General features: G+C 55.9%; 9 protein-coding genes, 1 pseudogene and 1 CRISPR repeat array. Of the genes and pseudogenes, 9 read left to right on the top strand and 1 reads right to left on the bottom strand.

The genetic code is table 11. The annotated features are described in order from the left end of the window. Window positions 1-54: 54 nt before the first annotated feature. From cas5c to PGY33_RS09890, 8 genes and pseudogenes are all read left to right on the top strand, one after another. Window positions 55-717: a type I-C CRISPR-associated protein Cas5c gene (gene cas5c / locus PGY33_RS09925; RefSeq protein ID WP_270478439.1), complete on the top strand. Its 663-nt coding sequence runs from the start codon at window positions 55-57 to the stop codon at window positions 715-717. Continuing rightward, window positions 714-2444, top strand: coding sequence for a type I-C CRISPR-associated protein Cas8c/Csd1 (gene cas8c / locus PGY33_RS09920; protein WP_270478437.1), 1731 nt, complete (start codon window positions 714-716; stop codon window positions 2442-2444). Before cas5c ends, cas8c begins: the two co-directional genes overlap by 4 nt. Further along, the gene (gene cas7c / locus PGY33_RS09915; RefSeq protein WP_270478436.1) at window positions 2445-3332 is read left to right on the top strand and encodes a type I-C CRISPR-associated protein Cas7/Csd2; all 888 of its coding nucleotides are present in this window, start codon (window positions 2445-2447) and stop codon (window positions 3330-3332) included. Continuing rightward, window positions 3332-3952 (top strand): annotated as a pseudogene (gene cas4 / locus PGY33_RS09910) (CRISPR-associated protein Cas4); the annotation flags it as partial. The gene cas7c and the pseudogene cas4, both read left to right, overlap by 1 nt. A 33-nt stretch (window positions 3953-3985) precedes the next feature. Continuing rightward, window positions 3986-6332: direct repeats of the CRISPR family, unit length 32 nt; unit sequence GTCGCTCCCTTCGCGGGAGCGTGGATTGAAAT. 241 nt (window positions 6333-6573) lie between these two features. Further along, window positions 6574-7248, top strand: coding sequence for a cysteine hydrolase family protein (locus tag PGY33_RS09905; protein WP_118480571.1), 675 nt, complete (start codon window positions 6574-6576; stop codon window positions 7246-7248). A gap of 47 nt (window positions 7249-7295) precedes the next feature. Further along, window positions 7296-7565 carry a hypothetical protein gene (locus PGY33_RS09900; RefSeq protein ID WP_118480569.1) on the top strand — a complete coding sequence of 90 codons (270 nt, stop codon included), beginning with the start codon at window positions 7296-7298 and terminating at the stop codon, window positions 7563-7565. A gap of 15 nt (window positions 7566-7580) precedes the next feature. Next, a complete protein-coding gene (locus PGY33_RS09895; protein WP_118480567.1) occupies window positions 7581-9125 on the top strand; it encodes a sodium:solute symporter family protein in 1545 nt (514 codons plus the stop codon). 20 nt (window positions 9126-9145) lie between these two features. After that, complete coding sequence (locus tag PGY33_RS09890) at window positions 9146-11935, top strand: molybdopterin-dependent oxidoreductase (RefSeq protein WP_118480565.1); 2790 nt, start codon at window positions 9146-9148, stop codon at window positions 11933-11935. Between the two features lie 96 nt (window positions 11936-12031). Here the strand turns inward: PGY33_RS09890 and PGY33_RS09885 are convergent, their stop codons facing one another. Beyond that, entirely contained in the window at window positions 12032-12988 is a 957-nt protein-coding gene (locus PGY33_RS09885) for a ketopantoate reductase family protein (protein ID WP_118480563.1), read from the bottom strand. Between the two features lie 207 nt (window positions 12989-13195). Between PGY33_RS09885 and PGY33_RS09880 the strand changes: the two genes are divergently transcribed. Then, the gene (locus tag PGY33_RS09880; RefSeq protein WP_118480561.1) at window positions 13196-16372 is read left to right on the top strand and encodes an ATP-binding protein; all 3177 of its coding nucleotides are present in this window, start codon (window positions 13196-13198) and stop codon (window positions 16370-16372) included. Window positions 16373-16410 lie beyond the last annotated feature (38 nt).

Genomic DNA, 16410 nt, shown 5'->3' with positions numbered 1-16410 from the left:
CTGTTGATGCAAGGAAATATTTGGCAAGGCTTCATAAAGGAGGGAAATATACCAATGTCAATTCAAGTTGAAGTAAGCGGTCCATACGCTCTATTCAGCCGACCCGAAATGAAGACCGAACGCGTCAGCTATGACTGCATGACACCCTCGGCGGCACGCGGGTTGCTGGAAAGTATTTACTGGCATCCCGGTCTTCGCTGGATCATCGACCGCATTCATGTCTGTGCGCCGATTCACTTCACCAACATCCGCCGAAATGAGGTGAAGGACACCATTAACGCGCGTTCGGTCAAGGCGTGGATTGCAAAACCCAAGGGTGAGCTGTACCTTGCTGCATCGGAAAGCATTCAGCAGCGTGCCGCCATGGTGCTGCGCGATGTCCACTATGTCATCGAAGCACACTTTGAAATGACCGACAAGGCTGCGCCGACCGACAATCCCGGCAAGTTTCAGGACATTATGAAACGCCGTCTGCGCCGCGGACAGTGCTACAGCATGCCCTACTTCGGCACACGGGAATTTCCGGTAAAGTTTGAGCTTTGTGAACAACTTCCGCCTTGTCCGGAGAAGCTGCTTGGTGAGCACGATCTCGGCTGGATGCTGCTCGACATGGATTACAGCGATCCCGCCAATATCACACCGATGTTCTTCCGCGCCAAGCTGATAGACGGTGTCATGGAGGTTCCCCCGATTCACAGTGCGGAGGTGGTCAAATGATTTTGCAGGCGCTGACGCAATATTATGATGCCCTCAATGCCCGCGGTGAAATTGATGCGCCCGGCTGGGGCAGACCGAAAATCAGTTATGCGCTCCAGCTGCGGGAAAACGGTGAACTCGCCCAGGTTATTTCGCTGCTGCACGAAGCAGAGGCAGGCAAAAAGAAAGTGCTCCGACCGCGGGAGGATATTCATCTGCCGGCGGCAGTCAAGCGTTCTTCCGGTGTCACGTCCAACTTTATGTGGGATAATTCGGCATATCTGCTTGGCGTAGACGCAAAAGGCAAACCGGAGCGCAGTCTGCAATGCTTTCACGCCGCCGCCGAGCTGCACCGCAAGCTGTTAGACACCGTGGACTCTCCTTTCGCACACGCAATTCTCTCCTTCTTTGATGCATGGCAGCCTGCCGAAGCTGCACAGCACCCTGCTCTTGTCGATGATTACGACAAAATCATTGCCGGTGCCAATCTGGTATTTTATGTGAACGGACAATATCCGGCAGATGATCCGGTCATCTGCGCTGCATGGCAGGCGCATTATGACAGTGACTCCGATGCACCCAAACAGCAATGTCTTGTCACCGGCGAACTCGACGAGATTGCCGCCGTTCATCCTGCCATCAAAGGTGTGCGTGATGCGCAGTCCAGTGGCGCCGCACTTGTATCGTTCAACGCACCCGCCTTCTGTTCCTACGGTCACGAGCAGAACTACAACGCACCTGTTGGCAAGCACGCTGCATTTGCTTATACGACGGCGCTCAATCACCTGCTGGCTGACCGCGAGCATACGCAGTACATCGGCGACACCACTGTCGTTTGCTGGGCGGAGACCGCGGAACCGCAGTATACTGATTTTTTCAGCTGCCTTATGGGCAATAACACGCAAAGCTGGTCGGATAATGACTTATTCGCTGCGCTCAAACACCTTGCAGACAGCGAACCGTGTCAGGAATTAAATCTTGATCCTGACCGTGCATTCTACATTCTCGGTCTGGCACCGAATGCTGCGCGTCTGAGTGTGCGATTCTTCTATAAAAACACGTTTGGTGAATTGATGAAGAACGTCAACGCGCACTATGAACGTCTGGAAATCAAGCGTCCGGCGAAGGCGCCTGCCGGCTTTTTGCCGCTGTGGCAGCTGCTTGCCGAAACCGTCAACCAGAGTGCCCGCGACAAAAAGCCGAGTCCGGTTATGGCCGGTGCGACTGCCCGCGCCGTCTGGAACAATGACCGCTATCCGGCTGCACTGCTGAACGGTGTTATGCTCCGTATCCGCGCAGATTCTGAGATAAACTGGCGGCGTGCCGCAATTATCAAGGCATATTACCTAAAAAACAAGGACAAGGACTGTCCCGAGGAGGTTTTAACTGTGAGCCTGAATGAATCCAGCACCAATATCCCTTATGCGCTCGGACGGCTGTTCTCGGTGTATGAAGCCGTACAGCAGGCGGCAAATCCGGGCATCAACGCTACTATCAAGGATAAATACTTCAACTCCGCTTCGTCTATCCCCGCGACTATCTTCCCTATTCTTGACAAGCTCTGTCAGAAACATCTGCGTAAGCTGCGAATCGATCAGCAAATTTATTTTAATAAGCAAATCGGCCAGATCATGGATATTCTGCACGAAGAGTATCCCGCTCGGCTGAACCTGCCGCAGCAAGGCTCATTTGACCTCGGTTACTACCATCAGACACAGAAGCGTTACACTAAAAAGGAGGACAAGTAAATGGAACCCATCAAAAACCGCTATGAATTTGTAATCTTTTTCGACGTGGAAAACGGCAATCCGAACGGCGATCCGGATGCGGGCAACATGCCGCGTATCGACCCGGAAACCGGCTACGGTCTGGTGACCGATGTATGCCTCAAGCGCAAAATCCGCAACTATGTGGAAATGGCCAAGGAAGGCGAATCCGGCTACCGCATTTACGTCAAGGACGGTGTACCGCTCAACCGCAGCGATGCAGAAGCCTGCGCTTATGTCGGTATAGCGCCGGACAAGCTCAAGGATGCAAAGAAGAAGGACGACCAGCTGGACAGCAAGCTACGCGACTTTATGTGCCAGAATTTCTACGATATTCGCACATTCGGTGCAGTTATGACCACCTTTGTCAAGGGTGCACTCAACTGCGGACAGGTGCGCGGTCCGGTGCAGCTTGGCTTTGCCCGCAGTGTGGATCCTATTGTTCCGCAGGAAGTCACGATCACCCGTGTTGCCATCACCACCGAGGCTGACGCGGAGAAAAAGGGCACCGAAATGGGCCGCAAGTACATCGTGCCTTACGGTCTGTACCGCGCGGAAGGCTATGTTTCCGCTAACCTCGCCCGCAAGACGACCGGATTCTCTGAGGCTGACCTTGAACTGCTGTGGACGGCAATCATCAACATGTTCGAGAACGACCATTCGGCTGCTCGCGGCAAGATGGCTGTACGCCAGCTGATTGTGTTCAAGCATGATTCCGAGCTTGGCAACGCACCCTCGCACAAGCTGTTTGATCTGGTTCATGCCGAGCACAACGAAGGCGTGATTGCACCGCGTGCGTACACGGACTACACCATCACGGTTGACGAAGCCAACCTGCCGGACGGCGTGACCTGCAAGGTGCTGGGGTAATCTACGCCGAGGAGGACTTCCTCCAGCTCTCCGGTTTGCAGCATTTCGCATTCTGCCGTCGGCAGTGGGCGCTCATCCATGTGGAGCACCAGTGGGCAGAGAATTACCGCACGGTGGACGGCTCGATTCTGCACGAGAAAGCGCACGGCGGCGGCACAGAAAGCCGCGGCGACCTGCTGATTGTTCGTGCCATGCGTATCCATTCGGCGGTACTCGGTGTGTCCGGTGAATGCGATGTGGTAGAATTTCATCGCTCGGAAAACGGCGTTACCCTGCAGGGACGAGACGGACTGTGGTCGCCGTTTCCAATCGAATACAAGCGCGGCAAGCCCAAGCCGCACGACGCGGACGAGCTGCAGCTGTGCGCTCAGGCGATGTGTCTTGAGGAAATGCTGTGCTGTCAGATTTCCGACGGTGCGCTGTTCTACGGTGAGCCGCGCCGACGGACGCCGGTTGCATTTACAGACGAACTGCGTCAGCGTGTGCGCGACAGCCTTGCCGAAATGCACGACTATCTGCGCCGCGGCTGCACGCCTAAGGTAAAACCGCAGAAAGGCTGCTCGGCCTGCTCGCTCAAGGAATTGTGTTTGCCCGAGCTGATGAAGGCGAAACCTGTCTCCGGCGCTCATGGGCGCGTGCGCAATCGTCAATCGGTCGCTCCCTTCGCGGGAGCGTGGATTGAAATGCATCACTGCCGTCGCTACACTTACCCGCAAACGTCGCTCCCTTCGCGGGAGCGTGGATTGAAATTTAACTGACATTTGCGAGTTATCCCAGTAATAGGTCGCTCCCTTCGCGGGAGCGTGGATTGAAATGATGTACTTCCGCAGCTCTTTTCCGCTCAAGCCGCACGTCGCTCCCTTCACGGGAGCGTGGATTGAAATGCTGCGTGTCGTTTTGCCGTTTTCCGTAATCTCGGTCGCTCCCTTCGCGGGAGCGTGGATTGAAATAAGCGAAAAGTGAAGATTGAGCTTGCGAAGCGTGGTCGCTCCCTTCGCGGGAGCGTGGATTGAAATATACACCATGCGGCTTTACCTGCTCCCGGTCTGCCGTCGCTCCCTTCGCGGGAGCGTGGATTGAAATGTCTTGGTGTGGTCAGCACAATACGCACGAATCGTGTCGCTCCCTTCGCGGGAGCGTGGATTGAAATTACCAACACCAGCGGTACCGCAGGCGGCTACAAGGTCGCTCCCTTCGCGGGAGCGTGGATTGAAATACGCAGTCCACACATATACAACAGTTACATTTCTCGTCGCTCCCTTCGCGGGAGCGTGGATTGAAATACTGGCTAAGGGTGCGCTGCGTGTCGGTAAGGAGTCGCTCCCTTCGCGGGAGCGTGGATTGAAATATGCGTTGCCCGTACCACTTCTCGACCGCGAGAAAGTCGCTCCCTTCGCGGGAGCGTGGATTGAAATATAGCGCCGGATAAATTATCTTACTCCAATATGTCGCTCCCTTCGCGGGAGCGTGGATTGAAATGATAAATGGTTTTGACTGTTGTTCACGCTATCTGCGTCGCTCCCTTCGCGGGAGCGTGGATTGAAATATTGGTCGTGTTGCTGGTATCAAGCTGGTTATGAGTCGCTCCCTTCGCGGGAGCGTGGATTGAAATGTGACCGTGCCGGGGCCGAACGCGAGGATTGGTGTCGCTCCCTTCGCGGGAGCGTGGATTGAAATGCCGGTTTCCCTGGTCACGCGCTCCACAACCTTGTCGCTCCCTTCGCGGGAGCGTGGATTGAAATATCCTTGCGGTCGAAAAACCGCTTTTTGAGCCAGGTCGCTCCCTTCGCGGGAGCGTGGATTGAAATCGTCCTGATGATTAGGTATGCTTATCGCAAGAGAGTCGCTCCCTTCGCGGGAGCGTGGATTGAAATCGAACAGCCATCCTGCATATTTACGCTGCAGCTGTCGCTCCCTTCGCGGGAGCGTGGATTGAAATGCGTTACTGCGAGGTAGATTTGGATACTAACGAGGTCGCTCCCTTCACGGGAGCGTGGATTGAAATTTCTTGCCTGTCCACCGGACGGCCTCAATCACAACGTCGCTCCCTTCACGGGAGCGTGGATTGAAATCTTGATTTTCATTGTTTTACCACCTTTCAAACAGGTCGCTCCCTTCACGGGAGCGTGGATTGAAATTTACAAAGTGTACTAAAGTACACAACATCGCCCCGTCGCTCCCTTCACGGGAGCGTGGATTGAAATGTCGTGTCCAGCTCCTCGTACTTGTGCAGCCGTCCAGTCGCTCCCTTCACGGGAGCGTGGATTGAAATGATGAAGGTGATGCCGTAGGTGATACCGATAGCAGTCGCTCCCTTCACGGGAGCGTGGATTGAAATAAGTACCTGTGGCGACACCGGGAGAAGAATGAAGTGTCGCTCCCTTCGCGGGAGCGTGGATTGAAATCGTGTGAAGTTAGATACTCAGTATTTTAAGGTTGATCGTCGCTCTCTTCGCGGGAGCGTGGATTGAAATTGTTGCTTATGCTGGATTGCTGGTCGGTACGGTGGTCGCTCCCTTCGCGGGAGCGTGGATTGAAATCTCACCGACTACAAGGCACAGCTGAATGCCTAGTCGCTCCCTTCGCGGGAGCGTGGATTGAAATTACGAGAAGATGCGGAAACTCTATGCCCTCACGAGTCGCTCCCTTTGCGGGAGCGTGGATTGAAATTGCATCAAGCGGTGCTACCATTCTTCCACCTCCGTCGCTCCCTTCGCGGGAGCGTGGATTGAAATGGAAGATTGCCGCCATAGCGGTCTGGGATGCAGCTGTCGCTCCCTTCACGGGAGCGTGGATTGAAATCGTAAATTTGGGTGGTTGCTATATTCTCGTGGCGTCGCTCCCTTCGCGGGAGCGTGGATTGAAATTCGTAGCGGTTGGTGCTCAGACCAACAGTTTCGCGTCGCTCCCTTCACGGGAGCGTGGATTGAAATTTCTGCAAGGCAGATCGTGTGCTCGGTCACTACGCGTCGCTCCCTTCGCGGAAGCGTGGATTGAAATGAGGTATACGAGATTGCCGCGCCGGAGGGTTATGTCGCTCCCTTCGCGGAGCGACACAGATAGCCGCATCGCCTCCCTCCCGTCCAACCTCGCCCCGGTCCCCATCCCTCACAATCTTTCACCCACCCCGACCAAAACATTTGCACATGTCATGACACATGTGCTATAATAACTCCAATACCGCTATTGACAGCGCCGCACAGATTGCTGCGGCGTTTTGCCGGGGAAGGAGAAAAATCAAATGAAAGCATACTTTGACAGCATCGAAAAGGAGGTTCCGGAGCAATTACAGCAGGTTTTCCTTAATCGCCGCGATACGGCTGTCATTACGATCGACATGCACGATGGACACCTGTCAACCGATCCGGACTGTCCATGTCCGTCTCCGCGAGGACGTGAGATCATCGAACCGCTCAATCATTTCATGAACGAAGCACGCGCGCTCGGTCTGCCAATCATCCATGTCCGCTCAACGCTGCGTAAGGGCGGTGCAGACGAAAAGCTGTTTCCGTCTGCGTGGCGCATGGTGTTTCCGGTTACGGTCGGTGAGATTCCCAACATCGCAGAGCACGCCATCGAAGGCACACGCTGGAACAGAATGTCCATCGACGTACACGACGAGGACTACATGGTAACGACCAAAAAGCGCCTGAGCGCGTTCTATCCGACCGATCTGGAACTGCTGCTGCGCAACCTCGGCATCCGCCGCGTGGTGCTCACCGGCTGCATGACCGACTGCTGCGTTATCAACACCGCCTTCGATGCCGCAAACCGCGACTTCCGCGTCGTCGTGCCGCGCGACCTCACCCGCGGCTCCGAGCACCTCGAAGAGCCTGCGCTGCGCATGATCTCGCTGCATCTGGGACTTGTCGTGGATTCGGATGCGCTGCTGGATGAATGGCGCTCTCAGGACTAAATGCATACCTGAAATTACATATAAACAAGAAAACAAGGTGACACAAAATGAAAATCGGCAGAACAGAGAAAATCTGGCTGGCGTCTGTGCTGTTCTTCTGGGTATTCTATAATTTCCCGGGATTCCCACCCTACGGCAGCGAGACCGCCTGCATCATACACGGTCTGATCAGCTTTGTCGGCACGGTGCTGTCCGTGTATATCGGCTGCAAGCTGACCGAAAAGGAGTATCCTCTGATTGAGGACGAGGAACAGGGCGAAACAGCAGAGAATATGACGCCTGCCGCTTCCGAAACGCAAAAAGAATCGGACAAATAAAGGATAACAGAGAAAATGACAACACAGGGTTTACTTTCAGGCAAAACGGTATGGATCGTTTTTGCGGCATATTTTCTATTTTTGATCGCTATCGCACGCTACACCACATGGAAGGAAAAACGTGACGCTGGCAAGGTCGATCTGCAGGGTGGCCGGTTCAAGTGGCCGGTCATGGTCATGACCTATATCGCCTCCTGCATGAGCGTCTGGGTATTTTTCGCAGGCCCGGGCGCATATTACCGCTACGGACTGGGCTACTTCTTCTCGGAGATGTGCATCTACTCCATGTTCCCAATCATCTGCTACTTTACAATGACCAAGGTATGGCTGGTCAACCAGCAGAAGCACTTCACCACTCCGGCAGATTTCTTCTTCTGCCGCTACAAGTCCAAGGCGCTGACCGTTATCATCGACATTGTTTACATTATCTGCGCCGTGCCGTTTATCTCGGCGGTACTGGTAGCCGGCGGACGCGCGGCTGAGGTAGCCACCGGCGGCGCGGTATCCTCGCAGACGTTTACGCTCATTTGCGGCATTATCATGACGGTATTCGTCATGCTCGGCGGTGTAAAATCCACCGCACTGGCGGATGCTGTACAGGGTTGGTTCTTCATTCTGGCGTTGTGGGCAATTATTTTCGTAACGCTCAAGATCGTATTCAACGGCTCGATCATCGAGGCGTTCCAGACCGTCCGTGTTCAGACGCCGGACTGGTTCTCCTACCCTGGTCCGATCGGTATCTGCACCTATCCGTCGCGCGTCAGCTATCCGCTTGCGTGTGCATTCGGCTACACGCTGCTGCTGCCGCAGGTGTTCGTGCGCTCCGGCTATTACAGCGCGGGTCTGAAGGACCAGCGTCAGATGGCGTTCCTTGCACCGTTCCTGCAGATCATCGTCTGGGGCGGCACGATGCTCATCGGTCTGGTCGCGCTGGCTGCCATGCCTGACCTTACCAGCTCGGAAACCGAACTGGTTATCCCGTATATGTGCAACATCATCGCGGGTACGCACGGTCTGCTCGCGCAGATTCTGATGATCGTGTTCCTCATCGGCGTACTGGCGGTCGGTCTGTCCACCGCAAATGCGCTGCTGATGGTCATGTCCTCTATCATCTACAAGGACCTGCTGGTCGGTATCGGTCACTGCAAATTCAAGACATCCGAAACCTCGGTTATCCGCGTGGTAATTCTGCTGTTCGGTGCCGTAACGGTTGCCGTATCGCTCATGCACTGGGAATACGTCTACAATCTGATGATTTTCGCGGACTCCCTGGTCGAATCGCTGTTCCCGGCACTGGTATTCGGCATTTATTGCAAGTGGGCAACCCGAAAAGCCGCTATCACCTCGATTTCGGTCGGTGCGATCATCATCTGCCTGACCTTCTTCGTCTGGGATCTCGGCTATGTGTGGTACGGCACGATCGGTCTGGCGACCGCGTTCGTGCTGATGTATGTAGTCTCTAAGCTGACAAAGGATGACCCGAAGGACAGCGAGGACTTTTACGAGGCGCTTGACTCCGGTCACAGACGCTTCATGCGCATCAAAGCAAAAATCAAGTAACGGCAGGAGGGCGAAATCCCATGACACGATTTACGCTCAATGGCACACAAATCGAGGTGCAGGACGGTGAAAACCGCACATTGCTCGAATATCTCCGCAATGTAAAGTGCATGAAGGGCACAAAAGAAGCCTGCAGCACCGGTCACTGCGGCGCGTGCAGCGTGCTGGTGGACGGCAGACTGGCACGTTCATGCGTGACGCTCGTGCGCCGACTGGACGGCAAAGCCGTTGAGACCATCGAAAATGCACCGAACGACACCATGCTGCAGGTGATTCAACACTCGTTTCTCGATGTCGGCGCTGTGCAGTGCGGCTTCTGCACACCGGGCATGGTGATGGCGACAAAGGCGCTGCTGCTGCACCATCCGGCTCCGACCGAGCCGGAAATCTGCGACGGACTGAAAAACAACTACTGCCGCTGCACCGGCTATGTCAAGATTATCGAGGCGGTCAAGCTGGCAGCGGCGCGGCTGCGCGGGGAAGATCCGGATATTGACAGCTTCCGCAGCCATGAAAGCACGGTTATTGTGGTTGGTGAAAATCAGGTCGTGCCCGAAATCACCGGTTCCGCGGTTGGTAAGTCGGTCTGGGATGTGGACGGCATGGACAAGACCGGCGGCAAACTGAAATTCTGCGACGACTACACCTCGGAGGACATCGGCGCGGATACCCTGCTGCATGGTGCATTTGTCTGGGCGCCGGCGCCGCACGCAAAGATCAACGCGGTGGACTACTCCGCCGCCGAACAGGCGGAAGGCGTGGTGCGCATCGTGACGGCGGCTGACGTGCCCGGCATGAATAAGGTCGGCACATGGACGCCGGAGCAGCCGGTCTTTTGCACGGATGAGGTGCGGTTTCTCGGTGACCATCTCGCGCTGGTTGTCGCGGATACGGCGGCGCACGCGAGAGCGGCTGCCAAACTGGTTAAAATCGACTATGAGGAGCTGCCCGGTATCTACACCATGGCGGACGGCTACCGCAAAAACAGCTTCATCGTACACACCGGCCGCGTCAGCGGCGATGTGGAGCAGGCAAAGCAGCGGACGGACATCGTCAAGCTCAATGTCTCCAAGGATATCGAGCCGCAGGAGCACGCCTGCATGGAGCCGGTTTCGGCCATCGGCATGGTGCAGGACGGCAAAACGATTCTCTATTCCTGCACACAGGCGCCGTTTGAAATCCGCAGTATGCTGGCAAAGATTCTGGACAAGCCGGAGGAGGATATCCGCGTTATCGTCACGCCGCTCGGCGGCGGCTTCGGTAAAAAATGCGACTCATTTCTCGAAGCACCGGCGGTTGTTGCCGCTCATGCCTGCGGCAAGCCGGTCAAGATTACGCTGACGCGCAAGGAGGATTTGATCCTCACCACCAAACGCCACGGCTACCATACGGATTACGAGATCGGCTTTACGCCGGACGGCAAGTTCCAGTATCTGGACTGCCGGATGTTCTCAGACGGCGGACCGTACGAGTGCGAAAGCTACGGCACGCTGATGACCGGCGCGCTGATGAGCGGCGGCCCGTACATCATTCCCAATGTCAAGGTGGAAGGCTCGGCGATCCGCAACAATAATCTGCAGGGCGGCGCGTTTCGCGGCTACGGCATCAATCAGGCGGCGATTTCGATTGAGACCGCGATGGATATGATGGCGGAAAAGCTGGGTATCGACCCGTTTGAACTGCGCCGGCGCAATGCCGTCTATCCGGGTGCGACCTCGGTCGGCGGTGAGGTGCTCAAATACAGCATGGGTATGATGGATACCATCAATCAATGCGAAAAAAGCCTGAAAAAAGCGCTCAAAGAGTACGAAGGCCAGTATCCCAAGGGCAGCAAGGTGCTTGGATGGGGCATGGCCTCGGGATTTAAGAATGTCGGCATCGGCAAGGGTATTTTCACCGATGACGGTGCGTGCAGGCTGATTCTGCAGGGCGACGGCCGCCTGCATATGATCGTTTCCGGCACGGATATGGGACAGGGCTTCCGTACAGCCATGACGCAGATCGCGGCGGAAACGCTCGGCATGGATATCGCGGATATTTACATCACCAACGGCGACACCGAGCTGACCATCCCGACCGGCGAGTCGGTTTCCGAGCGTCAGACGCTGTGCGGCGGCCGTGCGGTATATGAGGCGTGCGTCAAGCTCAAGCAGGATTTAGACAGCCGTCCGTGGCGGCCGGGCGAGGAACGCCGCGCGGAATACTATTATGCATCCGACCCGTGCTTCGCCATCGGCGATTTTGAGGGCGCGAAAAAGCGCGGTGCAAAATACCGCAACTTTCCGGCATATGCGTATGCCACGCAGGCCGCTATCGTCGAGGTGGACAAGGAGACCGGCAAGGTTCGTCTGCTCAAAATCATCGCGGCACACGATGTCGGCCGCGCCATCAATCCGCATATCATCGAGGGACAGATGCACGGCTCCTGCTCGATGGGACAGGGCTACGCACTGACCGAGGGTTATCCGACAAGGAACGGCTATCCGGTCAAGACGCTGTACCGCCAGCTGGGTCTGCCGCGTGCCGAGGATACGCCGGATTACGAGATTATTTTAATCGAGGACCCGGAACCGCAGGGTCCGTTCGGTGCCAAGGGCATTTCCGAGGTTGCGACCGTGCCCGTCACACCGGCGATTCTCAATGCCGTGTCGCGTGCCATCGGCGTGCGCATCAATAAGGTTCCTGCGTCGCCCGAGGTCGTGCTCGAGGCCATCCGCACCGGCAAGTGCGAGGTGCCGACCATGGAGCAGCAGCTTCAGGCGCTCAAGAAGGATTGCGAATGTCACCGTCCATCGGACGGTGTGCAGTGAAATTGTCGTTGTTGACAATGACAGTCGAAACAGCATCACCACCCATAGTGCAAAGACCCGGAATCTTTTTCGGAAGATTCCGGGTCTTTGCCGTTTTCACTTATTTTCCGTCTGTTTTTTTACCGCCTCTGCGATTTTGCGATACTCCGGCACATCCACGTCATACTGCTCTGCCAGACGCACAACCTGATAAATCAGACCATCCACCTCGGACTGCTTGCCGGCTTCCATATCGCGCTGCATAGAGGTAGACGCAGTCGGTGCAAGTGCGTCCAGAATGCGCAGGTTGCGCTCGACCAGTTCCCCCGGCCTGCTCTCCAGCGGAATACCCATCTTGTTCGCTATCGCAGCGACCTCTTTTATCAGGCGCACAAAGCTGTCGCGCACCTCGCCCGGATGCTGCATTTCCGCAGCTTTCGCGTGATAATACTGTCCGCAGGCCGCATTCGGCGACACATATGCAAATTTGAGCAGCGTGTCGCGCTCGACATAGGGAGAATAAACCGGGTCGATTCCGGCGTTTTTGAGGTCTGTCTCGACCTGCTGCAGCACCGGATGGTCGATCTTGTGGCTCGGCAGTCCGTACACGATACGGCAGATTGCGCCGTGCTTCTGAATGACACCCGGCGCAATCCTGTTGGCCGAAATGTAGATGCAGCCGTCTGTAACGAGCAGCTCAGGCAGCTCTGCCTGCAGGGTACGGCCTGTGCCGTAGATGTTGAGCACCGGAATAACTACCGTGTCCTTGCCTGCTGCCTTGCGGATGAACGGTACGGTATCCGCGAGAGAGTATCCTTTGACACACACGAAAATCACATCCGGCGCGGGAGCGCCCTGCTCCCGCGCGGCAAGAAAGCCGTCCATGTCGATTGCCTTGACCGGAATGCTCTCGCGCTCATTTTCTCCGGATACAAGCGTCAAGCCGTGCTCCTGCAGGACCGCAAGATGCTTTCCGCGTGCAATAAGCGTGGTATCCGCACCGGATTTGCTCAAATACGCGCCTACCGGTCCGCCAACGCCACCGGCACCGATAATCATATAACGCAGCTTCATCCTCTGTTCCTCCGATTGCTTTTTCTGCATTATAGCACAAAATCGGCAATGTATCCACAAGTCTGTGGATATCTCTGTGCAGCGTGTGATTCTCCGCTTCTGTCATTGCATTTGTTCCCTTTTCACGATATAATGATTCTATATATACTTTCTCACCCGTCTAATTTGTTCGACAAAATTCGACAGCCTGCAAGGAGGTCATTGCACATGGCTGGCAACCCCAAAAAGAAAAGCACCGGCATCGTCAACGCCGCCATTGGCGCGCTGGCAGTCGTGCTGGCTATATTGATTGTCTGGATGATGAACCTCGTTGCCGGTATTCAGGGCACCGCGCGTATCATCAACTACGCCGGACTCGTGCGCGGCATGATCCAGCGTATCGTCAAGCTGGAAATCTCCGGTCAGCCGCAGGACGGCATGCTCGCAGATATTGACGCGTTTATCGACGGACTGCGCTTCGGCAGCGACGAGCTCAACCTCGTGCGGCTGAACAATGATGCCTTCCAAAGCAAAATGCAGGAGCTGGACGACTATTTTCAAGCACTCAAGCAGGAGATAGGCCGCGTGCGCGCAGTCGGGTCAAATAACACGGACATCATTCCCATAAGCGAAACCTTTTTCGGCATCTGCAATGACGCGACCGGTCTGGCAGAGGCGTACTCACAGCGCAAGGCAACCTCGCTTTCCATTCTGGAGAAGTACATCACAGCGGATATCGTCGTGCTCATGCTGCTGATCGGCTACCAGCTGTTTCAGGCGCTGCGCACGGCTACGATGAACCGCGCTCTGCAGCATAAGGTCTATCTGGATGCCGCGACCGGTCTCCCCAACAAGAACAGGTGCGAGGAGCTGCTCGACGATCCGACGCCGCCTGCACCCGAAACCGGTGTGTGCAGCTTTGACCTGAATAATCTGCGCCGCATCAACAACAGCATGGGCCATGAGACCGGTGACGCATACATCCGGCGGTTTGCGGTCGCGCTGCGTGCGGCCATGCCCGAGGAGCATTTTGTCGGCCGTGCAGGCGGCGATGAGTTTCTCGCGGTAACGCACGGACTGGATGCCGATGCGCTGCAGAAATTGCTCTCCCATGTCCGTAAACAGCTTGCCGAGGAGTCCCGACAGCATCCGGATACACCGCTCAGCTATGCAGTCGGCTTTGCGCTTGCATCGGACAATCCGGACAGCAATATGCGCGATCTGTTTGACCTTGCGGACAAAAACATGTACATCAACAAAAACCACGTCAAGCGCGAGGAAGCCGCCGCCGAAAAGCGGCTGGATTTTCAGCTGTTGAAGCAGGTCAACCACCTGCACCGCAGCTTTTCCGACTGCCTGTACTGCGATGCGCGTCTGGACACCTACCGCACCATCCGCGCGTGCGAGAGCTTTTTTCTGGCATCGGACGGCAGCTACACCGGCGCTGTTGAGCAGATTGCCGAGGAACAGGCTGCTAAAAGCGAGCGCAGCCGCGTCCGTTCTGCGCTGCAGCTTGACGTACTGCAGCGCAGCCTGCACAGCGCAGAGGATACCCTCGAACTGCAGTACAACGCGGCCGAGGAAAGCCGCTACAGCCGTTTGACCGTTCTTCCGATTGACTGGGACAGAAACGGCAGGCTGCATCATTTCATCCTCGCATTCGAGACCATTCGGCTGAACGCCGACCAAGCCATCGACCCGAAGGAGCAGCTGACGCTGTACTACGAGCAGCTAAAGCAGTCTATCCTTGAGAACGACAGCTATGTGGACGCGCTGCTCGATATGGCAGGCACAATCTACACGGTAAACCTCACGCGCGACACCCTCGAGCGCAACATTTCACCTGCCGGCAAGAGTGATTCGGACCGGGCGCTGTTCCTCGACTACCCGCTTCCCTGCGCCTACCGCGACTACTGCGATGAGTACCGCAAGCGCGTCACACCGGCAACACTCGGCAGCTACCGCACGGCAGATACCAGTGCCCGTCTGCTCAAGCGCTTTGCCGCCGGTGAAAAACACATCACGGTGGAGTACTGCGTGCAGGAGGATGACGGCGCTATCCGCTGGGTACAGAAAACCGTGCTGATGACGCAGACTACCGTGTTTGATCCGGAAATCAATGCCGAAATGCCGATGGTCACGGCGATTATCCTGCTGCAGGATACCTCGCAGATGCACGCCCGCGACGAGCAGGAGAACGCCCGTCTGCAGGCCGCCTTCGATGAAATGCGTATTGCGAACCGCACCAAAACCGAATTTCTCTCACGCATGAGTCACGATATCCGCACACCGCTCAACGGCATTATCGGTCTGCTGCAGGTGGACGAAACCCACTTTGATGACAAGGCGCTGCTGCTGGAAAATCACAAAAAAATGCAGATTTCCGCCAATCACCTGCTGTCGCTCATCAACGATGTGCTGCAGATGAGCAAACTGGAGGAGGGCACGACAGTCCTCACGCATGAGCGTATCAGTCTGGTGGAGCTGACCCGCGATATCATTACCATTATCGTCGGCCGCGCTGAAGAAGCCGGCATTGAGTGGGAGTACGAAAAGGACAAATGCATCATTCCGTACCCGTATATTTACGGCAGTCCGCTGCATCTGCGGCAGATTTTCCTCAATATTTACAGCAACTGCATCAAATACAACCGTCCCGGCGGTAAAATCACCACCCGTACGGACTCGCTCGGTGAACAGGACGGCAAATGCATCTACCGTTGGACGATTTCGGATACGGGTATCGGCATGAGTCCGGACTTTGTTGACCATATTTTTGAACCGTTCACGCAGGAAAAGCAGGACGCGCGCAGCTATTATCACGGCACCGGTCTCGGCATGACCATCACCAAGGAGCTTGTCGACCGGATGGGCGGCTCGATTGCGGTCACGAGTCAGCTTGGCGTCGGCTCCACCTTCGTGATCACCCTGCCGTTTGAAATTGCACCGTCTCCCGAGCAGACACCGGACGCACATGCCGCGCCGGATATCAGCATTGCAGGCTGCAGGCTGCTGCTCGTCGAGGACAATGCCCTCAACGCCGAAATCGCACAGATCCTGCTGACCGACGAGGGAGCAACCGTAACCGTCGTCACGGACGGCAAACAGGCTGTGGAAATCGTGCAGAACAATCCGCCGGACACCTTCGACGCGGTTCTCATGGATATAATGATGCCTGTGATGAACGGCATTGACGCTACGAAGACCATTCGCTCGCTCAACCGACCGGACGCGAAAACGCTGCCCATCATCGCCATGACCGCAAACGCCTTTTACGAGGATGCACAGAAGTGCCTCGCCGCAGGCATGAATGCCCATCTGGCAAAGCCGCTGCAGATAAAGAAGGTCAAGCAGACAATCGCCGAATGGGTGAAAAATAACCGATCTGCAAAAAAGGACGCGTAAAGCGTCCTCAGTCTGTCGAAAAGTCATATAGTCAGCAT

The sequence above is a fragment of the Butyricicoccus sp. AF18-9LB genome (genome assembly GCF_027684505.1).
In the GTDB taxonomy this organism is placed as follows: Bacteria; Bacillota; Clostridia; order Oscillospirales; family Butyricicoccaceae; genus Agathobaculum; species Agathobaculum butyriciproducens.
The sequence above is the reverse complement of the archived record's forward strand: the minus strand, read 5'-3'. Positions and strand labels throughout refer to the sequence as shown.